We start from the raw sequence: 20,467 nt of genomic DNA, 5'->3' as shown, positions 1-20,467 counted from the left end.
CCGGCGGGCAGAATAAAAAAGCCCCCTTCCCTTACCGGGAAAGGGGCATTCACGCTAGTATCAGTTACTGCATCAGCAGGTAGATAGAGGTATCACCACGCTGAATATTGAGCGCCAGAACAGACGGTTTCGCGTCGAAGATTTTGCGCAGGTCGGCGATGTTTTTCACCGGCTGCTGGTTAGCGCCGACAATGATGTCGCCTTTCTTCAGACCAATCTGCGCCGCCGGGGTGCCCGCTTTCACGTTGCTCACCACCACGCCTTTATCCTGGCCCTTGTTGCTCATTTCCGCGCCTTCAATACCGTTAAAGATGCTGCTGGAGTCAACCTGGTTCTGGTTGCTCTGCTGCAGTTCAACGGTAACGTTGACCGGCTTGCCGTCGCGCAGCAGGCCCAGCTCGACTTTGCTGCCGATAGGCATCGTACCGACCTGCGCACGCAGCGCCGCGAAGCTGCTGATCGGCTTGCCGTTCAGGGTAGTAATCACGTCGCCGGCTTTAATACCCGCTTTCGCCGCCGCAGAGCCCGGCATCACCTGGCTTACGAACGCGCCGCGCTGGGCATCGACTTTCATCGCCTTCGCCAGCTCGGAGTTCAGCTCGGTACCCATGATCCCCAGTTCGCCGCGTTTCACCTGGCCAAACTTGACCATCTGCTCGGTCAGGTTTTTCACCATGTTGCTCGGGATAGCAAAGCCGATACCGATGTTGCCGCCGTCCGGTGCAAGGATCGCGGTGTTGATACCGATCAGCTCACCGTTGAGATTCACCAGCGCGCCGCCGGAGTTACCGCGGTTAATAGCCGCATCGGTCTGGATGAAGTTTTCATAGTTTTCCACGTTCAGGCCGCTACGGCCCAATGCGGAGACGATACCGGAGGTCACGGTTTCGCCGAGGCCAAACGGGTTACCGATAGCCACGGTGTAATCGCCGACGCGCAGCGCGTCAGAGTCGGCAAGCTTAATCGCCGTCAGGTTCTTCGGATCCTGAATTTGAATCAGCGCGATGTCGGAGCGCGGATCTTTACCAACGACTTTCGCGTCGAATTTACGGCCATCGCTCAACTGAACTTTAATCGTGGTGGCATTATCGACCACATGGTTGTTGGTCACCACGTAGCCTTTGGCCGCATCAATGATGACCCCGGAACCGAGCGCCATAAATTTCTGCTGCTGCGCGTTATCGCCAGGCGCGCCCTGGCCGCCGCCCTGACAGAATGGGGAGCTCTGGAATGGCGAACCGTCCTGGCAGAACGGCGAGTTGTCACCGAAGAACTGCTGGAAGTTACGCGGCATCCGCGGCGTGTTAACAGTCGTGCTGCCTTCAACGTTGATGCTCACCACAGACGGCATCACTTTTTCCAGCATCGGCGCCAGGCTCGGCATCTGCTGCGCAGTGGTCGCCGAGGAAGCCGTTTCAGCCGCGCTCGCAGAGAGCGGGGACAACGCCAGACCTAAACTCAGAGCCAGAGCACTCATTGCTAACGTGGTTTTTTTCATAGGTTTCAATCTCAATTTCAAATTTCGGATAACGAAAAAGTTGCTGTGTACGCACTCTCAGAGTCATTTTATAGCGCGAAGTTCCAGAGTTAAGTTTCGGTAAAAGTAAAAATTTATTGTCCGTCTTTACAAAACTCAGACTTATTCCACCGCCATCAGACGACGATATTCATCCCACGCATACAAATCCGTCATTCCGCTGATATAGTCCTGAATCAATCGACAACGGTAATAATACTCCAGCACGAGATATTCTTCGGTATCGCGCGAAAGCTTATTTACCGCCTCCACATAAGCCAACCGATGTCGGGTTGAGAGTTTCTGGAACAATCTCGAAGCAATAGGCAAACTGCGTACCCGCTCTTGTTCCACCAATTGGCTGAACTCCTCCAGCGATAATTTCAGCAGTGGCTCGTAGATATCCAACAGCCCGCTGATAACGCGGTAGCCCTGTAATTCCAGCTGTTCAACATCAGGATGGCTAAACACCTGTTTTATGGCGACGTTTTTATAAAGTTCAAGTAGCTGACTACAATCACTATCGTCCTCTAACAGCGCATGATTAAAGTCGCCGCTAAAAATGGCCGGTAAGTTTTCGATAAATCGATGCGCCGCATAAGGCACCAGTTTATTCAGCGTATTAACCCGTAAATACATAAAGAACTGATCTTCAGTGCTGCGGCTGAGTGAATTAGCGCGCGATTTCTCCCACGCGTTTTCTACGACTTGTGCGAACAGCGATCCTTTTTCATGAACGCCCCATGCGTCATACAGATGCTGATACAATTGCTCCACGCTGAATATCCTTTTTTCCACCGCATCTTCGAGGTCAGCAACACAATATGAGATATCATCGGCAGCTTCCATAATCCACGTTAATGGGAAACGATTGTAAGGCGCCAGATCCAATTCTTTACGCAGCCGCGCGATATACTCTTCTTCGGCTAAATAATAACCAGGCTTTTTCATTAAATAGCTATGGCTGGCTGGCGTCTCTCCCCGCCACCACGCCGGTCGCGTATATTTGAGGATACAGCCGACCTGGGTCCAGGTCAGATTCATACGCATCAGCGTGTGCACCAGCCGGATCCCCTGCGCATTACCTTCAAAGCAGCACAAATCCTGACGCACTTTACGCCGCAGTTCGTTGAGCAACCCTTCGCCGTCGTGCAGACGCAGCGCGTCAACCTGGCAGCGATCCTGGCTTAACGGCTGGCTGGCGGCATCTTTCGGCGCTAGCCGTTTGCTGAACCAATCGTTAATTGCCGCTTCGCCAAAATGGCCAAATGGTGGATTGCCGATATCGTGCATCAGGCAGGCCATCTCCACCACGCTTTCAAACGGGCCGCTCAGTTCATCCAGACCGTAGCGTTCCAGCAGCTTTTGCTCCTTCAGGCGGCTTAGCACCTCTTTGGCGATGTAGCGCCCGACCTGCTGGACTTCGAGCGAATGGGTGAGACGTGTGCGGACCGCCGCGTTGCGCTCAAGTGGAAAGACCTGGGTTTTTTGCTGCAGCCGCCGGATAGCCGGAGAATTGATAATGCGCCCGCGATCGCTTTCAAACACCCGCAGGATCTCGCGTTCCGTCTCTACCCCCTGCGGCGAACGGTAGCGCCGACGCCAGTGAATCTTGTTGCGAAAATCAATATTTGCCATAGCCTCTCCCGCGCGAGCAATACGCTTCCCCTTAAGCGCATGATAGACTATGCAGCTAATCCTGACATATCGCGAGTAAATCTATGAAAATTGGCATTATTGGCGCCATGGAAGAGGAAGTTACTCTTCTGCGCGACAAAATCGAGAACCGCCAGACTATCTCTATCGGCGGTAGCGAAATCTACACCGGCCAACTTCACGGTACCGAGGTTGCTCTGCTGAAATCCGGCATTGGTAAAGTGGCAGCCGCCATGGGCGCGACCCTGTTGCTGGAGCGCTGCAAGCCGGATGTGATTATCAATACCGGTTCCGCGGGCGGTCTGGCGCCGACGCTGAAAGTCGGCGACATCGTGGTCTCTGACGAAGCGCGTTATCACGATGCCGACGTCACCGCGTTTGGCTATGAATACGGCCAACTGCCGGGCTGTCCGGCGGGTTTCAAAGCTGATGACAAACTGATTGCCGCCGCGGAAACCTGCATCAAAGCGCTGAATCTCAACGCCGTTCGCGGGCTGATCGTCAGCGGTGACGCATTCATCAACGGCTCGGTAGGGCTGGCGAAAATCCGCCACAACTTCCCGCAGGCCGTTGCCGTAGAGATGGAAGCGACTGCCATCGCCCACGTCTGCCATAACTTCAGTATTCCATTTGTGGTGGTACGAGCAATCTCTGACGTCGCTGACCAGCAGTCGCATCTCAGCTTCGACGAGTTCCTCGCCGTTGCCGCCAAGCAGTCCACCCTGATGGTGGAAAATCTGGTGCAGAACCTGGCGCGTGGCTAAGTCGCTACAGAAGGCGTTAACCGCCCTGCTGTTACTCGCCCCGGCGTGGCTTTTCGCCGCGCCGCGGGTGGTGACGCTCTCCCCGGCCAACACCGAATTGGCCTTTGCTGCCGGCATTACGCCGGTCGGCGTCAGCAGTTATTCCGACTACCCTCCCGCCGCGGCTAAAATCGAACAAGTCGCCAGCTGGCAGGGAATGAACCTTGAACGTATTGTCGCTCTGAAGCCCGATCTGGTGCTGGCGTGGCGCGGCGGCAATGCCGAACGCCAGGTCAATCAGCTCAGTTCACTGGGAATCAAGGTTATCTGGGTCGAAACGGGTTCGATTGAGCAAATCATTAGCGCTCTGCGGATGCTGGCGCCGTGGAGCCCGCAGCCGGAAAAAGCCCGTCAGGCCGCGCAGGCGATGCAAGACGATTACCAGGCGCTAAAAGCCCGCTATGCCACCGTGCCGAAAAAGCGCGTATTTTTGCAGTTCGGCGCCAACCCGCTGTTCACCAGCAACAGCGCCTCGATCCAGAATCAAGTATTGAGCCTGTGCGGCGGAGAAAATATTTTTGCCGCCAGCCGCGTTCCCTGGCCGCAGGTCAGCCGCGAACAGGTGCTGTCACGGCATCCGCAGGCTATCGTCATCACCGGCGACGCCAGTAAAATCCCCGCCGTGGATCGCTATTGGCAAAATCAGCTCACAATTTCGCTCATCGCCTTACATAGCGACTGGTTTGAACGCGCGGGCCCACGTATTATCCTTGCCGCAAAACAACTCTGTACTGCGCTTGAGCAGGTAAAATAACCGCCTGGCAGCAGGCTTATAGCGGGAACTGACGATGCTTGTCTATTGGCTGGATATTATTGGCACAGCCGTATTTGCTATCTCCGGCGTATTGCTGGCGGGAAAATTACGCATGGACCCTTTCGGCGTGCTGGTATTAGGCGTGGTTACCGCCGTGGGCGGCGGGACGATCCGCGATATGGCGCTGGCCAATGGCCCGGTGTTCTGGGTTAAGGACCCTACCGATCTGGTCGTGGCGATGGTCACCAGTATGTTAACGATTCTGCTGGTACGCCAGCCGCGGCGCATGCCGAAATGGGTACTGCCGGTATTAGATGCCGTCGGCCTGGCGGTGTTTGTCGGCATCGGCGTGAATAAAGCCTTTATTGCCCATACCGGCCCGCTGGTAGCTATTTGCATGGGCGTGGTCACCGGCGTCGGCGGCGGGATTATCCGCGACGTGCTGGCGCGAGAAATTCCGATGATTCTGCGCACCGAAATCTATGCCACCGCCTGCATTGTCGGCGGTATCGTGCACGCGACGGCGCACTACACCTTTCAGCTGTCGCTGGAAAACTCGGCGATGTTAGGCATGGTGGTGACGCTGGTAATACGCCTGGCGGCGATTCGCTGGCACCTCAAGCTGCCGACCTTTGCGTTGGATGATAACGGACGGTAATAAAAGCAAAACGGTAACCTCATGGTTACCGTTTTTCGTATTCGTTGCTCTCTGTGGCAAAGAGCTAGTGTGACTACCTTTAAACGCTGAACGAGGAGCCGCAGCCGCAGGTGCTTTTCGCATTCGGGTTGGTCACGATGAAACGCGAACCTTCCAGACCTTCGGTATAGTCGACGGCGCCGCCAACCAGATACTGCAGGCTCATTGGGTCAACCACCAGGCCGACACCCTGTTTCTCGATAGTCATATCGCCTTCGTTGACCTGATCGTCAAAGGTGAAGCCATACTGGAAACCGCTGCAACCGCCGCCGGTGATGTACACGCGCAGTTTCAGGTTCGGATTGTCTTCATCCGCAATCAGATGTTTTACTTTGTTCGCTGCGGCTTCGGTGAACTCCAGCGGCAACGCTACGTCATCACTCATTTTTTGCTCCCATTGATACTTCCGGCCGATTAAAGAATAACCGGACCTTTTGAGCCATTATCTAATACCCTGGTAAATCGTTCAAGTATTCTCCCGGGGTACCTGCTGCGCTTTCGCCGCCTCTTCGGCCTTCTGTTTCGCCAGGGTACGCTGCAGAATGGTCGAATACAAAGGTTTACCGCCGAGGAACTGCGCCAATAGTGTTGCCCCAAGGCAAGTAATAATCATTGGCAAAATGAGCTGATAGTTATCGGTCATCTCCAGCACCAGCACAATCCCGGTAAGCGGGGCGCGTACCGAAGCCGCCAGCAACGCCCCCATCCCGGCGATAGCGAAGGTACCGGCATCCAGATGATAGGACGGAAACAGCGGGATGGCAGCCATGCCGAATGCCGTCCCCAGCAGCGTGCCGAGCGCCAGCATCGGAGCGAAAATCCCCCCCGGCGCGCCGGAAGAGAAGCACAGCAACGTGGTGATGACACGCGCAATAAAAATGAACAGCAGCAGCCCAACCGAGAAGTTGCCGGCAGCGGCGATCGGGATAAGGTTAAAACCGCCGCCCACCGCGGTCGGCTGCATCAGACCCAGCAGGCCGCACAGCCCGCCGATAAGCCCGCCAATCAACACCCATTTTTTGATATTGCCGCCATGGAGGCGCTGGAACATATCCTGCGTCCGCAGCACCAGAGCATTAAACAATGGCCCGAAACAACCGAAGATCATGCCCAGCACCAGATACAACCACAGGGTATTCACCGGCGCATTGCTGAGTTTGCCGACTTCGATAATCGCCCCTTCGCCGTTAAAAATGCGAAATACAATGCTCGACATGATCACGCCGGTAAACACGGCTTTAATCGAAATCAGATTGTATCGGAACTGCGGGCGCATCTCTTCGATGATAAACAGGATCCCCGCCAGCGGCGCGTTGAAGGCCGCGGAGAGGCCCGATGCCGCACCGGTAGCCAACAGCGTGTGCCGCGCTTCCGGGCTGCGCAGACGAAACACATCCACCACCATGCGCCCAATATTACCACCAAGCTGCACCATCGGCCCTTCGCGCCCCAGCACCATCCCGGCGCCCAGGGTTCCCATGCCGCCGATGAATTTTACCGGCAGCACGCGCCACCAGCGTACCGGGCGCAGCTCTTCCAGCGCGCCTTCGATTTCCGGAATCCCGGAACCGCCGGCTTCCGGCGCAAAGCGGCGCACCAGAAAATAACCGACCATCGCCAGCAGCGCCGACAGGATAAAGGCCAGCGGCCAGACGAGGTACCAGTGGTCCGCCACCTGCACCAGGGCGCCAATTCGCTGGTTCTGTACCCAGTTCACGCTCTTTTCAAACGCCACGCCCACCAGCCCGGCCAGCGTGCCGACTACCGCCGCCATCAACAATACCGCCAGCGGCGTTTTGTCGCGTTGAATTAACCGGCGGACCGCATCGCTACGGCGCACGCGAACAAACTGATGTGCTTCAAAAGAGGGAGTTTCTGCTTTCATGCCATTATCATTTATTGGTAATACAAATGAGAAGAGAGGCATTCTAGCCGCCTCCGCGCCGCGCGTCGCCAAAAAATTGTTTCGTCTACTTAATGTTTCAATTGGGCAAAACTTTCATAACCTTCATGGAATAACTTAGAATAACCCGATAACTTTATTCACGAACCAGGATCCTGGCCATGAGCAAATCTGAAAATCTGTATAACGCCGCCCGCGAACTTATCCCCGGCGGCGTCAACTCGCCGGTCCGCGCCTTTACTGGCGTCGGCGGCACCCCGGTGTTTATTGAACGTGCGGATGGCGCCTACCTGTACGATGTCGATGGTAAAGCTTATATCGATTATGTCGGTTCCTGGGGCCCAATGGTGCTGGGTCACAACCACCCGGCCATTCGTAACGCGGTGATTGAAGCGGCAGAGCGCGGGTTAAGCTTCGGCGCGCCAACCGAAATGGAAGTCAAAATGGCGGAACTGGTTACTGAACTGGTACCGACCATGGATATGGTGCGCATGGTAAACTCCGGCACCGAAGCCACCATGAGCGCCATTCGCCTGGCGCGCGGCTTCACCGGCCGCGACAAAATCATCAAGTTTGAAGGATGCTACCACGGCCATGCCGACTGCCTGCTGGTGAAAGCCGGCTCCGGTGCGCTGACCCTCGGCCAGCCGAACTCGCCGGGCGTACCGGCCGATTTCGCGAAGCATACCCTGACCTGCACCTATAACGATCTTGCTTCGGTTCGCGCGGCGTTTGAGCAGTATCCGCAGGATATCGCCTGTATTATCGTCGAACCGGTGGCCGGTAATATGAACTGCATTCCGCCGCAGCCGGAGTTCCTGCCAGGCCTGCGCGCGCTGTGTGACGAATTCGGCGCGTTGCTGATTATTGACGAAGTGATGACCGGCTTCCGCGTCGCGCTGGCCGGCGCCCAGTCTTATTACGGCGTGGAGCCGGATCTGACCTGTCTGGGTAAAATCATCGGCGGCGGTATGCCGGTGGGCGCTTTCGGCGGCCGCCGCGAGGTCATGGACGCGCTGGCGCCGACCGGTCCGGTATACCAGGCAGGTACGCTGTCAGGCAACCCTATCGCCATGGCCGCAGGCTTCGCCTGCTTAAGCGAAGTGGCGCAGCCGGGCGTGCATGAAACCCTGACCGAGCTGACCAATCAACTGGCGGATGGCCTGCTGAACGCGGCGCGCGAAACCGGGATCCCGCTGGTGGTGAATAATGTCGGCGGCATGTTCGGTATCTTCTTTACCGATGCCGAAACCGTCACCTGCTATCAGGACGTGGTGAAGTGCGATGTTGAACGTTTCAAGCGTTTCTTCCACCTGATGCTGGAAGAAGGGGTTTACCTCGCCCCGTCGGCGTTTGAAGCCGGCTTTATGTCCGTCGCCCATAGCGAAGAGGATATCAACAACACTATCGACGCCGCGCGTCGGGTGTTTGCCAAGCTGTAAGGTACTTGAATGCCTGGTGGCGCAGGGATTTTCCCGGAGGCGGCGCATTGCGCCTTCTCCGGGCTACCAAATCGAGCAGCACTGTAGCCCCGGTGGCGCTAGCGCCACCGGGGATGTTGAGGCTATCGGGATCGTTAGCGGCTCTGCTTTCTCAACAAATAGATAAAATACGGCGCGCCGATAAACGTCGATAACAAACCTGCCGGGATTTGGTAAGGGAACATGATCATTCGCCCGCACCAGTCGGCGAACACCAGCAGCATCCCGCCAATCAGCCCGGAAATCACCATATGCGGCATCGTCCGGCGGAATCCCATCATCCTCGCAATGTGCGGCGCCATTAAACCAACGAAACTTAACGGCCCAATGGTTAGCGTCGCCGTTGCCGTCAGGCTCGCCGCCAGCAGCAGCAACCCAATACGCGATGGCGTCAACGCCATTCCCACCGCTCGCGCCGCCTCGCCGCCGAGCGGCAGGATGGTCAGCCAGCGGCGGCAGAGCGGCACCAGCGCCAATAGCGCCAGCATTACCACCCCGCTACGCAGCACCATCTCCGGCGTCGCGCTATAGGTCGAACCGGACATCCACGTCAGGATCTGCGCCATTCGCGGATCGCCGCTGGCCTGCAACATCATCAATAGCATGGTGAAGGCGGTACTCAACGCCATCCCCGCCAGCAACATCCGGTGCGGCGAGAATCCCCCGCGCCCGGCGGCAACCAGGATAACCAGCAGCGTCGCCGCCGCGCCAAGACTGCCGGCTGGCAGCAGCCAGATAAAGGCGTTGCCCGGCACAAAGAACAGCATCAATACCACGCCAAACGCCGCGCCAGAACTGATACCCAGCACTTCCGGGCTGGCCATCGGGTTACCGGTCAGGCGTTGAATAATGCAACCCGCGACGGCCAGCATCACCCCGGCGAACAGCGCCGAGAACACCCGCGGCCAGCGCCAGGGCATCAATTGCTCCAGCAGATCGCCGCTGGCCCACTGCCACCCCTGCGCATCGCGGCCAAAGGTCAGCGCGGCGGTTACCGCCAACAGCATCAGCGCCAATCCGCCCAGCGCGAACCACTGCACGTTGCGGCGCTCAATCAGCGCTTTATCGCCGCCATTCATCACCGGTGCGCTGATGCTACGCAGCCGCGGCAGCAGCCACAGTAATAAAGGCGCGCCAATCAGCGCGGTGACTGACCCGGTCGACACCTCCCGCCATACCCGGCTGAGCCAGAGAATAATTTGGTCGGAAAGCCACAGGATCAACGCGCCAAGTAGCGCCGCCAGCACCAGCCGCGATAGCAGGCGGCGGGCGCCGAGCATTTTCGCCAGCAGCGGCGCGAACAGACCGATAAAGCCGATAATACCGACCGCGTTGACCAGCAGCGCGCTTATTACTATCGCCAGGGTCAAGACGCCAAGGCGCGCCAGAGAGAGCGCCAGCCCGAGATTCCGCGCCACGCCATCATCCAGCCCCATCAACGTTAACGGGCGTAGCAACAGCAGCGTCAACATCGCGCCGCCAAGCAGCTGCGGCCACAGGCGCTGCGCCACGCTCCAGTCGGTCTGCGTCAGCGTACCGGTACTCCACAGGAACATGCTTTGCAGCTGGTCGTGATGGAAAATCACCATCAGCTGATTGACCGCGCCGCAATAGAGACTCACCACCAGGCCGGCCAGAATCAGCGTCACCGGCGACAGACGTTTGCCCCACGAGACGCCGAACACCAGCGCGCCGACCAGGCAAGCGCCTGCCAGCGCGGCAAACTGCGACGCCAGCACGCCTGGGATCGCCCATAACGTCGTCACCGTCATTCCAAGCTGCGCGCCGGTGGCGACGCCGAGCGTGGTCGGCTCCGCCAGCGGGTTACGCAGCACCTGCTGGAACAGTACGCCAACGAGCCCCAGTCCGGCGCCGACCAGCAACGATACAGCCAGCCTCGGCAGCAAGCTGTAATGGAACAGCATCTGGGCGATATTATCGCCATCCGGCTGCCACAGCGCCTGACGCCACTGCGCGTAAGGTAAAGCAACCTGAAGGTTGATGATGCTCAGCGCGAAAGCGGCAACCAGCAACACGACCAACAGGATAATGGCTAACGGCGAGAAACGCGCCTTCATACCGCCCTCCCCTGCGCATCGGCCAGTACGCGGGCGAAATGCATCGCCGACAGCGTCGCGCCATAGAACCACACCGCTGGAAGACGCTGGAAACGCCCCGCGCGCACGAAAGGCATCGCCTGCCACAGCGGGGTCGCCATCAGTTGGGCCATCTCCCGTTCGTTGCCGTGATCGAAACAGATAACATCGGCCTCTTTAAATTCCGCCAGCCGATCGATGCCTACGGTGATACTGCCCCAGAATGCCGCTTCACCGCGCCAGGCGTTTTTGATGCCAAAACGATCGAGCACTTCCTGGAACAGGCAGTTCTCGCCGAATACCAGCACATGTCGGGCATCAAGTAGCGAAATCATCAGCAGCGGGCGATCGCCACGGTCGGCAAATCGCGGACGCAGGCTTTCCATCAACGCGTCGAACTCCGCCAGATGGCGCTTCGCCTGCTGCTGTTTACCCAGCAGATCGGCCATTTCCAGCAGCGAACGCTGAGCCATCGCCAGCGGCCGTTTGCCGTCGCTGAAGGTGAAACCGCGACCGGGCGCGATACGCGCCAGCTTTTCCGGCGACGGGCCATAGCCTGCCGACCAGACGATAAACGACGGTTTCATCTGCGTCAGTAATTCAAGATTGGGTTCAGTGCGCAGGCCGACATCAATCACCGAGGCGGGTAACGCCGGCTCATTGACCCACAGGTTATAGTTGGGAATGTCTGCCACGCCGTAGGGCGTAACGCCGAGCGCCAGCAGCAGTTCGGCCGGCAGCCACTCCAGCGCGACGACGCGCTGCGGGTCAACGTTCGCCGCCAGCGCGCCACGCATCTGCCACAGCAGCGGCGACAGCGCCATTGCCGTCAACAGGCGCCGGCGTGAGAAGAAGTTCGAATTTTCCATCAATAGACAAAACTTACCGGCGCTGCGCCCGCCGGGTGCGGCAGGATCCCCATCGGGATGCCGTAGATTTGCTCCAGCGTTTCGCTGCGCATCAGCTCCGCGGGCGTCCCCTGGGCGATCATTTCACCGCCGCGCAGCGCGACCAGATAATCGCAATAGCGGGCGGCCATATTAATATCGTGCAGGACCGCGATCACCGTCAGGCCGCGCTGCTGGCTGAGACGATGCACCAGCGCCAGCACATCGACCTGGTGGGCGATATCCAGCGCCGACGTCGGTTCATCAAGCAGCAAACAGCGGCTGTCCTGCGCCACCAGCATGGCGATCCACGCGCGCTGGCGCTCGCCGCCGGAAAGACTGTCCACCAGCCGATGCGCCAGCGGTTTCAGCCCCACCAGTGCAATCGCCTCTTCTACTTTTTCGCGATCCGCCACGCCGAAGCGCCCCAGCGCGCCGTGCCACGGATAGCGGCCAATCGCCACCAGCTCGCGCACCGTCATCCCTTCCGCCGCCGGCAGCTGCTGCGGCAGATAGGCCACTTTGCGGGCAAACGCCTTGCTGCTCCAGCTGTCCAGCGGCTGGCCGTCCAGCAGCACATCGCCTTCGGAAGGCGGCTGATGGCGGCCAAGCATTTTCAGTAACGTGGATTTGCCGGAACCGTTATGGCCTATCAGGCCAGTGACTTTTCCTGCCGGGAAGGTCAACGAAAGGGGATGAAGCAGCGTGCGGCCAGGCACGCGAAAGGTCACGCGATTTAACGCAAACGTCGTCTCAGAGTGCGGAGTCTGTTCCTGCATAGCAACAACCTGATATTGGGCGCAGCGAACCGCGCCCGTGAGTAGTTAGAAGCGGAAGGTTGCGGTAGCAACAACCTGACGTTCCGCTCCCCAGTAGCATGCGTACTCGCTATAGCAGCTGGAGACATATTCGCGGTCAAACAGGTTGTTGACGTTGACGCCGACCGAAGACCCCGGCAGACCAAAGCGCGCCAGATCGTATTTCACCGTCGCATCCATCAGCGCATAACCGGCCACATTGAAGGAGTCATTTTTCTTACCGGTGCTGGTGTCATTTTTGTAGTAGCTGACTGTAGAACCGATATAACGCGCGCCCGCGCCAATGGTCAACCCGCTGAGCGCAGTTTCGTGGAAGGTGTAATCCGCCCACAGCGAGGCCATATTACGCGGCACTTCCGCCGGGCGCTTGCCTTCGAAGACGGTGTCGTGGGTGTACTCGGCATCGGTGTAGCTATACGCCGCGGTCAGGTTGATATTGGCATTGACCGCCGCTTTCGCCTCCAGCTCAAAGCCGCGGGAGCGGATTTCACCGGTTTGTACGCTAAACAGTCCGGTCGGATCGTTCGGGTCTGCCGTCAGGTTCTTATCTTTAGTCAGCTGATAGACCGCCGCGGTTACCACCACCGGCATATCTTTCGGCACATACTTCACGCCGGCTTCATACTGCTTTCCGCGCGACGGATCGAACGGCTTGCCGGTGCTATTGGAACCCGATACCGGTTCGAACGATTCGCTGTAGCTGAAGTACGGGGAGATGCCGTTATCGAATAGATAGTTGATACCGCCGCGCCAGCTGAACTGCTGGTCGTGATTCTCCGCCATGCTGCTGGTGGAACGGGTGAAGGTAGACGTGGTGGCGTAATCGTAACGACCGCCTAAGGTCATCACCCACTTATCCCACTCCATCTGATCCTGCGCGTACAGCCCCGTCTGCTCCATACGGTTAAGGACCGCATACGGGAAGTTGACGTTCACGTTTGGATTGCTGTACTGCGGATTGGTCATGCTAATGGCATCGGCCGTACCGTAATCTGCATCAACGTCGTTACGCATCCGCGAGTAGTCGACGCCGGTCAGCAGCGTGTGATTCATCGCGCCGGTGGCGAAATCAGACTGCAGTTGCGTATCAACGGTAAAGGTATTCAGGTGCTCATCGGAACGCACGTAGGCACGATTGATTTTCCCCGGCTCCTGGTAACCATTGCCGTAGACCGAACGATACAGCGTATGCACGTCGGCATAGCGCAGGTTCTGACGCACGGTAAAGGTGTCATCGAACTGGTGGGAGAAACTATAGCCAACCATCTGCTGGCGACGCGCCATCTTGTTATCGGACTCGCCTTCGTTGAAATCGGTCGGCAGCTTGTGGGCCTTACCGTTGGCATCGTAATACGGCACCACGGTGCCTTCACGCGGCAGCCAACCGTAATAGCCGGCATACGGGTCATTCTGGAAGTTGCTGAGGAAGGTGAAATCGGTTTTATCATCCGGACGCCAGCTGAAAGACGGAGCGACGGCGTAACGGGTCGATTTCGCCATCTGCTGCTGCGCATCCTGGCTGCGGCCTAATCCGGTCAGGCGGTAAGACCACACGCCGTCATCATCGATGGCGTCGCTGAAGTCGAAACCGGTTTGCCACAGGTTATCGGTGCCCATCTTAAACTGTACTTCTTTCAGCGGCTCGGTGGTCGGACGCTTGCTGACCATGCTGACGATACCGCCCGGGTTGCTGTTGCCGTACAGCACCGAAGTTGGCCCGCGCATCACTTCCACGCGTTCCAGGAAATACGGATCCATGGAGACTTCAGAGTAGTTGTTACCCTGCAGCTTCATGCCATCCAGATACTGGTTGGTGTTCACCGTGCTGGATGTGGTGAATCCACGAATGGTGACTACATCATAGGTGGTCGAGCTACCGCGGGTAGAGAATACGCTCGGGGTGTATGAGAGCGCTTCTTTAACCGTTGTCGGCTGCTTCATGTCCATCTCTTCGCGGGTCACCACGGAGATAGACTGCGGCGTTTTTTCAATGGGAGTATCGGTTTTGGTCGCCGTGGCGGAACGCTTCGCCGCGATAGTCGGAGCCGGTCCCCAGGCGCTTTCCTGGCTGGCGGGCGCCGCGGTAACGACGAGGGTTTCTTCTTTCGGTTGTTCCGCAGCCTGTGCATAGACAGACATGCCGCTAACCGCCGTGGCTACTACGACTGCGATTTTACGCAGCGAGTGATTTGGCTGAGCAGTTTTAAGACGCGCCATTGGTATATCTCTGATGAAAGTGAATGATAACGTAAACGAGAATTATTATTATGACGGGTGACATAATAGGCGAAACGCGGAATCTAAGGCAAGCGCTATGCCGGGAACGAAATGCCAAGGGATTAATAAATAACCAGACGGTTATTAGGGAGTTATCACGGTGTTACGCAGATGCCCACAATAAAATGCCCCTTAATACTTTCGTATTAAGGGGCTGTTCAGACGTTCAGCTTAAACGGTTTTAGTTGCCGCCAAACATATCTTTAATCCAACCGGCCACGCCATCGCTCTTCTCCTGCTTCGCAGGTTGCTGCTGTTGCTGCTGCGGTTGGTTAGCAGGCTGCTGCTGCCCGGACTGGTTGAACGGGTTATTGGCTTCCTGTTGTTGCTGCTGTTGCTGCTGCAGGGCTTCGCCCTGACGGCACAGCGCATCCGGCGAGGTGGTCCACACCGGCAAGGTACGCATACCGCCGCTGCACTGGAAGTAACCATTACTGTCCACGCCCATATCCACCACGTCTTCCGGCGGCGTCAGCGCCAGCGGCGTCGGGGTCTGGTTAGCCAGATAGCGCTGATAAATCGACATCGCGCCGCTGGCCCCGTACAGCTTGGTTGGCTGGTTGTTATCGCGGCCAACCCAGGTAATCGTCACCTGGCTGCCATCGATACCGGCAAACCAGGTATCCACGTTGTTGTTGGTGGTCCCGGTTTTACCCGCCAGATGCAGGCCAGGATACTTGGCGCCAAGCTGACGGCCGGTACCGCGCTGCACCACCTGCTGCATGGTCCACAGGGTCATATAGGCCGCCTGCGCCGGAACGGCGCGTTCCGCCTGCGGGTAGCTCTGGTACAGCACCGTACCATCTTCAGCAATCACGGAACGCAGCGCCGACAGCGTCGCGCGGTTACCGCCGCTGGCGATGGTCTGAAATGCCTGCGCCACTTCGATTGGCGTCAGGTTGAGGGCGCCGAGGATCATCGCCGGAACCGCATTCAGTTGCTCTTTCGGTACGCCCAGCTTCTGCCAGGTATCGGTGATCGCCGGCAGACCCAGCGACATCCCGAGGTTAACCGTCGGCACGTTCATCGAACGGGTCAGCGCATCCACCAGCATCACCTGACCGCTAAAGCGACGATCGTCGTTCTGCGGCGACCAGGTCTGGCCGTTAGCCAGGCGGATCGTCACCGGCGCATCGGCAATCCATGTATTCAGGCGGTACTGGTTCGGCTGGCTCAGCGCGGTCAGATAAGTGGCCGGTTTCGCTAACGAACCAATCGAACGACGCGCCTGCATCGCGCGGTTGTAGCCGGCAAACTGCGGCTCCGCGCCGCCGACCATCGCCCGGACTTCACCGGTAAAGCGGTCGACCACCACCATGGCGGTTTCCAGATCCGGCAGCTTACGCTGTTTCTTCAGTACCGGGATCCCTTCAATGGCCGCTTTTTCCGCCGCCTCCTGAGCCACCGGGTCAAAGGTGGTAAAGATCTTCACGCCGGAGAGATCTTTCACTTTATCGCCCAGTTTCGCCTGCAGCTCCTGACGCACCATCTGCATGAACGCCGGCTGCGGAGAAATCACCCCGCCGCGCGGCTGCACGCCCAGCGGACGCGCGCTCAGCATATCGTACAGCTCCTGGTCGATAACATTCTGCTGCTGCAGCAGACGCAGCACCAGGTTACGCCGCTCCAGCGCCAGTTTCGGGTTACGCCACGGGTTATAGATTGACGCCCCTTTGACCATCCCGACCAGCAGCGCCTGCTGGTCAAGGCTCAGCTCTTCAACCGGGCGGCCAAAGTAGTACAGGCTCGCCAGTGGGAAACCGCGGATTTCGTTATCGCCGCTCTGGCCGAGATACACTTCGTTCATATACAGCTCAAGGATACGATCCTTGCTGTAGCGGGCATCGACGATCAGCGCCATATAGGCTTCGTTGGCTTTACGCCAGTAGGAACGCTCGCTGGAAAGGAACAAGTTCTTCACCAGCTGCTGGGTCAGGGTACTCGCCCCCTGCACCGTACGCCCCGCCGTCAGGTTCGCCAGCACCGCGCGGCCCATTGAGTACAGGCTGATGCCGTCATGCTCGTAGAAGTGGCGGTCTTCGGTCGCCAGCAGGGTATCCACCAGCAGATCCGGGAAACCGCTACGCTTAACGAACAGGCGCTGCTCGCCGTTCGCCGACTGCAGCATGGTGATCAGGCGCGGATCGAGACGGAAGAAACCGAACTGACGGTTGTTATCCATATTCTCGATGGTATCCAGATGATCGCCATCAAAGGTCAGACGCGCGCGCACCTGCCCCTCTTTGCTATCCGGGAAATCGAACGGACGACGGATCATCTCGATGCTGTTAGCCTGTACGGTGTATTCGCCAGGACGCGTCATTGCGCTGACCTGACGGTACTGGGTCGCATTAAGCAGGCGCACCATCTCGTTTTTGCTGATCTGCATATCCGGCTCAAGGTTGACCATCCGGCCATACACTGCCGCCGGCAGTTCCCAGACTTTACCGTCAATGCGGGTGCGAATTTTCTGGTCGAGGTAGACGCCATAGGCGGCGATAATTACCGCAAAGACAATCCCCAGCTTGACCAGCAGCCACAGCCAGCTGCGCTTACGACGAGGCTTATTGCCTTTGCCCTTTCCTTTCTTCGGCATCGGTCGTTCATCCTCATAATCGTCATCGTAATCATCGTCGTAGTCCTCATCCCGGACCCGGCGACGGGTGACTTTTTGTTTTGCCGGGCGTGAAGGTCTCCCTTTACGTCCGATAGGCTCGCGGTCATCTCCCGCCATGCTTTTTCTCCGCAACTTTCAGGCGTAAAGGCCTGATTCTCAATACTTCCCCCTTTAGGAGGAAGAAGATATCTCTCAATTTCACACCCGCCGCGCTGCCGCGGCCGACGTCTTTCATATCATCTTCGAAGAATAATTCATTAAACAAATCATATAATTATCTGTTTAAGCTGAAGAATATCTCCGGACATAGCACGAATTGTCCAGGCCACAGAGAATAGCACTAATCCGCGACATTCTTAACCAGCATTTTACAACCGCAAAACGCGATAAACGGTAAAATATGATGTTTTTTAATAACATAAATATTGCGCCGTGTGACTGCGGCCAGCGATTTTCGGAACCGCGCCCACAGCAAGGGTGCGGCGCCTCAGCTGTATTTTTTCGTCCGCCGGGTCGGCGCGGTATTCGCCGGGTCATCCGGCCAGACATGTTTCGGATAGCGCCCTTTCATCTCTTTTTGCACCTCGCGGTATGCCCCCTGCCAGAAGGCGCTTAAATCGCGGGTAATTTGTAATGGTCGCTGCGCCGGCGAGAGTAACTCCAGCACCAGGGGAACCCGTCCTTCGGCAATGCGCGGCGTCGTCGCCTCGCCAAACATCTCCTGCATTCGTACTGCCAGCGCCGGCGGGTTATCTTCATGATAGCGAATGGCGATACGACTACCGGTCGGCACCGTGTAATGGGTCGGCAGCTCGCTATCCAGCTTCTGGCGTAACGTCCACGGCAGCCAGTTTTGCAGCGCCTGCCGCAGGTCCACCGCGTTAAGCGCCCGAAGCGAATGCACACCGGTCATCTGCGGCAACAGCCATGCCTCCAGCGCAGCCAACAGCGATGCGTCATCAACGGCTGGCCAGCCTGCTTCCGGCAACCACTGCGCGGCGCAGTGCAGACGCAGGCGCAGTTGTTCAGCCTCCGGCGTCCAGTTCAACACCCTGAGCCCTTTATCGCGAATACCGTTGAGCATTGCCTGATGCAGCTCCGCTTCCGACGGCTTCGCCAACGGCTGGGTTTTTATCACCAGTTGGCCAATACAGTTACGCCGCCAGGCTTTTAACGTCCCCTGCGCTTCATCCCACTCCACGGTATCGGAGCGCTGTATCAGCTCAGGGCGCTGCGCGACGAGTTGGTCAATGTTCAGCGGCAGCGCCAGCAAAATTCGCGCATCGGGCGCCGAACTGCCCTGCAGCAGCAGCGGCGCAATTAACCATTCGTGACGGCCGAGCGCATCATCGGCATCCAGCATCGCGCCCATGCCGTTAGCCAACTGATAGCGTCCCTCCTGGCCGCGTCGACGGGCGATACGGTCGGCAAAGGCTGGAGCCAGCAACGCCGCCATCCGCTCAGCATCAGGCTGACCGCCTCGGCTAGCCAGCCGCTTCAATAACTGCTGCGCCCGCTGCTGCCAGTTGCCCTGCTGGCGGGCAAACGCGGCGCCTAAATCGCTGCCGCCGCCGCGCGGCGGCTCCTCAAGAATAGCCGCCAGTTTCGCCGCCGTCGCCGCGTCATCCGCGGAATCGGCCGCCGTCAACATGGCCGCCAGACGCGGGTCATTACCCAGCATCGCCATTTTGCGCCCGTGAGCCGAAAGGCGTTCGCCCTCCAGCGCCGATAACGCCGTCAACAGACGCCGCGCCGCCGCCAGATTTATCGCCGGCGGTAGATCCAGCCAGCGAAGCTCGGCCGGATCGCGGCAGCCCCACTGCAGCAACTCCAGCAGCAGACCCGACAGATCGCTTTGCAGAATTTCCGGATCGCTCTGCGCCGCCGCGCGCTCCGCCTGCTCTTTCGCCAGCAAATGCAGGCAGATCCCCGGCTCCAGACGCCCGGCGCGACCGGCGCGCTGGGTCATTGACGCCTGGCTTATCCGCTGGGTGATTAGCCGGGTCAGGCCGGTGCGCGGATCGAAGCGCGCGACCCGTTCCTGAGCGCTGTCGACCACCAGGCGAATGCCTTCGATCGTCAAACTGGTTTCAGCGATATTGGTCGCCAGCACCACTTTGCGCATTCCGGCAGGCGCCGGGAGAATCGCTTTGCGCTGTTCGCTCAGCGGCAGCGCGCCGTACAACGGGCATAACAGCACATCGCTGGCTACGCGCTCGCTTAATTGTTCCTGTACGCGCTGAATTTCGCCAACGCCCGGCAGGAATAATAGCATCGAGCCCTGCGCCTCACGCAGCAGATCCGCGGCGGCGATCGCTACCGCTTCGGCAAAACGCTGATGGCTCGCCAGCGGCGCAAAGCGACGTTCAACCGGAAACGCACGCCCTTCGGAAACTACCACCGGCGCTTCCGGCAACAGGCGCTGCAGACGATCGTTATCCAACGTCGCCGACATGATCAATAACTTGAGATCGTCACGCAGCCCCTGCTGGACGTCCAGCAACAACGCCAGCGCCAGATCGGCCTGCAGGCTACGTTCATGAAATTCATCGAGGATCACCAGCCCCACGCCGGAAAGTTCCGGATCGTGCTGCAAAGTGCGGGTTAAGATCCCTTCAGTGACCACTTCCAGACGGGTATTTGGCCCTATGCAGCTTTCGGCGCGCATCCGGTAGCCTACCGTTTCTCCCGGTTTTTCTCCCAGCAGCTCCGCCAGGCGCTGGGCGACGTTACGCGCCGCCAGCCGCCGCGGCTCCAGCAGAATTATCCGGCCGTCGATGTTGCCGTCGGCGAGGATCTGTAGCGGCAGCCAGGTTGATTTACCCGCGCCGGTAGGGGCGTTAAGCAGCACCTGCGGCGCCTGCTGCAGGGCGGAAAGAAGTTCGGGAAGAATTGCGGCAACCGGCAATGAGGACACGAAAGGCTCCGGAGGTTAACATTCGAGGGCAAGCATTGTAGCATC

General features: G+C 58.4%; 14 protein-coding genes. 4 read left to right on the top strand and 10 right to left on the bottom strand.

Annotation, left to right across the window (positions count from 1 at the left end; genetic code table 11):
• Nucleotides 1-64: 64 nt before the first annotated feature.
• Nucleotides 65-1,498, bottom strand: a complete 1,434-nt coding sequence (gene degP / locus ACSEMK_RS10330) for a serine endoprotease DegP (RefSeq protein WP_087860846.1) — start codon at nt 1,496-1,498, stop codon at nt 65-67.
• A 141-nt stretch (nt 1,499-1,639) separates the two neighbouring features.
• Nucleotides 1,640-3,154: a dGTPase gene (gene dgt, locus ACSEMK_RS10325; RefSeq protein WP_435336467.1), complete on the bottom strand. Its 1,515-nt coding sequence runs from the start codon at nt 3,152-3,154 to the stop codon at nt 1,640-1,642.
• 83 nt (nt 3,155-3,237) lie between these two features.
• On the opposite strand from dgt, the gene mtnN reads away from it, so the two are divergent.
• From mtnN to ACSEMK_RS10310, 3 genes are read left to right on the top strand one after another with little or no spacing between them, the layout of a single operon-like run.
• Nucleotides 3,238-3,936, top strand: coding sequence for a 5'-methylthioadenosine/S-adenosylhomocysteine nucleosidase (gene mtnN / locus ACSEMK_RS10320; RefSeq protein ID WP_015704439.1), 699 nt, complete (start codon nt 3,238-3,240; stop codon nt 3,934-3,936).
• Nucleotides 3,929-4,729: a vitamin B12 ABC transporter substrate-binding protein BtuF gene (gene btuF / locus ACSEMK_RS10315; protein ID WP_087860848.1), complete on the top strand. Its 801-nt coding sequence runs from the start codon at nt 3,929-3,931 to the stop codon at nt 4,727-4,729. The genes mtnN and btuF overlap by 8 nt, the downstream gene beginning before the upstream one ends.
• A 34-nt stretch (nt 4,730-4,763) precedes the next feature.
• Nucleotides 4,764-5,387, top strand: a complete 624-nt coding sequence (locus ACSEMK_RS10310; RefSeq protein ID WP_087860849.1) for a TRIC cation channel family protein — start codon at nt 4,764-4,766, stop codon at nt 5,385-5,387.
• Between the two features lie 79 nt (nt 5,388-5,466).
• On the opposite strand, the gene erpA is transcribed toward ACSEMK_RS10310, so the two are convergent.
• Both erpA and clcA read right to left on the bottom strand, forming a co-directional pair.
• Nucleotides 5,467-5,811 (bottom strand): iron-sulfur cluster insertion protein ErpA, encoded by a 345-nt coding sequence (gene erpA / locus ACSEMK_RS10305; RefSeq protein ID WP_008807363.1) that lies wholly within the window; start codon nt 5,809-5,811, stop codon nt 5,467-5,469.
• An 81-nt stretch (nt 5,812-5,892) separates the two neighbouring features.
• Entirely contained in the window at nt 5,893-7,311 is a 1,419-nt protein-coding gene (gene clcA / locus ACSEMK_RS10300; protein ID WP_113374436.1) for a H(+)/Cl(-) exchange transporter ClcA, read from the bottom strand.
• A 179-nt stretch (nt 7,312-7,490) separates the two neighbouring features.
• On the opposite strand from clcA, the gene hemL reads away from it, so the two are divergent.
• Nucleotides 7,491-8,771 carry a glutamate-1-semialdehyde 2,1-aminomutase gene (hemL, locus tag ACSEMK_RS10295; RefSeq protein WP_435336461.1) on the top strand — a complete coding sequence of 427 codons (1,281 nt, stop codon included), beginning with the start codon at nt 7,491-7,493 and terminating at the stop codon, nt 8,769-8,771.
• A 134-nt stretch (nt 8,772-8,905) separates the two neighbouring features.
• Here the strand turns inward: hemL and fhuB are convergent, their stop codons facing one another.
• The 6 genes from fhuB to hrpB form a co-directional block, all read right to left on the bottom strand.
• Nucleotides 8,906-10,888 (bottom strand): Fe(3+)-hydroxamate ABC transporter permease FhuB, encoded by a 1,983-nt coding sequence (fhuB, locus tag ACSEMK_RS10290; protein WP_411325684.1) that lies wholly within the window; start codon nt 10,886-10,888, stop codon nt 8,906-8,908.
• Nucleotides 10,885-11,775 (bottom strand): Fe(3+)-hydroxamate ABC transporter substrate-binding protein FhuD, encoded by an 891-nt coding sequence (fhuD, locus tag ACSEMK_RS10285; protein ID WP_213317273.1) that lies wholly within the window; start codon nt 11,773-11,775, stop codon nt 10,885-10,887. Before fhuD ends, fhuB begins: the two co-directional genes overlap by 4 nt.
• Nucleotides 11,775-12,572, bottom strand: coding sequence for a Fe3+-hydroxamate ABC transporter ATP-binding protein FhuC (gene fhuC / locus ACSEMK_RS10280; RefSeq protein WP_045390112.1), 798 nt, complete (start codon nt 12,570-12,572; stop codon nt 11,775-11,777). Before fhuC ends, fhuD begins: the two co-directional genes overlap by 1 nt.
• Nucleotides 12,573-12,617: 45 nt before the next feature.
• Nucleotides 12,618-14,828, bottom strand: coding sequence for a ferrichrome porin FhuA (gene fhuA / locus ACSEMK_RS10275; RefSeq protein ID WP_430914851.1), 2,211 nt, complete (start codon nt 14,826-14,828; stop codon nt 12,618-12,620).
• 241 nt (nt 14,829-15,069) lie between these two features.
• A complete protein-coding gene (mrcB, locus tag ACSEMK_RS10270; protein ID WP_430914850.1) occupies nt 15,070-17,622 on the bottom strand; it encodes a bifunctional glycosyl transferase/transpeptidase in 2,553 nt (850 codons plus the stop codon).
• 370 nt (nt 17,623-17,992) lie between these two features.
• Nucleotides 17,993-20,422 (bottom strand): ATP-dependent helicase HrpB, encoded by a 2,430-nt coding sequence (hrpB, locus tag ACSEMK_RS10265; protein WP_430914849.1) that lies wholly within the window; start codon nt 20,420-20,422, stop codon nt 17,993-17,995.
• Between the last annotated feature and the right edge of the window lie 45 nt (nt 20,423-20,467).

This window comes from Klebsiella sp. K-3, assembly GCF_051207495.1.
Taxonomy (GTDB): domain Bacteria; phylum Pseudomonadota; class Gammaproteobacteria; order Enterobacterales; family Enterobacteriaceae; genus Klebsiella; species Klebsiella aerogenes.
This window is presented reverse-complemented; position numbering and strand designations above follow the sequence as displayed.

Excerpts from the sequence above, each read along its gene's own strand:
- degP (WP_087860846.1), bottom strand. The coding sequence starts at position 1,498 with ATGAAAAAAACCACGTTAGCAATGAGTGCTCTGGCTCTGAGTTTAGGT.
- dgt (WP_435336467.1), bottom strand. The coding sequence starts at position 3,154 with ATGGCAAATATTGATTTTCGCAACAAGATTCACTGGCGTCGGCGCTAC.
- mtnN (WP_015704439.1), top strand. The coding sequence starts at position 3,238 with ATGAAAATTGGCATTATTGGCGCCATGGAAGAGGAAGTTACTCTTCTG.
- ACSEMK_RS10310 (WP_087860849.1), top strand. The coding sequence starts at position 4,764 with ATGCTTGTCTATTGGCTGGATATTATTGGCACAGCCGTATTTGCTATC.
- erpA (WP_008807363.1), bottom strand. The coding sequence starts at position 5,811 with ATGAGTGATGACGTAGCGTTGCCGCTGGAGTTCACCGAAGCCGCAGCG.
- clcA (WP_113374436.1), bottom strand. The coding sequence starts at position 7,311 with ATGAAAGCAGAAACTCCCTCTTTTGAAGCACATCAGTTTGTTCGCGTG.
- hemL (WP_435336461.1), top strand. The coding sequence starts at position 7,491 with ATGAGCAAATCTGAAAATCTGTATAACGCCGCCCGCGAACTTATCCCC.
- fhuB (WP_411325684.1), bottom strand. The coding sequence starts at position 10,888 with ATGAAGGCGCGTTTCTCGCCGTTAGCCATTATCCTGTTGGTCGTGTTG.
- fhuD (WP_213317273.1), bottom strand. The coding sequence starts at position 11,775 with ATGGAAAATTCGAACTTCTTCTCACGCCGGCGCCTGTTGACGGCAATG.
- fhuC (WP_045390112.1), bottom strand. The coding sequence starts at position 12,572 with ATGCAGGAACAGACTCCGCACTCTGAGACGACGTTTGCGTTAAATCGC.
- fhuA (WP_430914851.1), bottom strand. The coding sequence starts at position 14,828 with ATGGCGCGTCTTAAAACTGCTCAGCCAAATCACTCGCTGCGTAAAATC.
- mrcB (WP_430914850.1), bottom strand. The coding sequence starts at position 17,622 with ATGGCGGGAGATGACCGCGAGCCTATCGGACGTAAAGGGAGACCTTCA.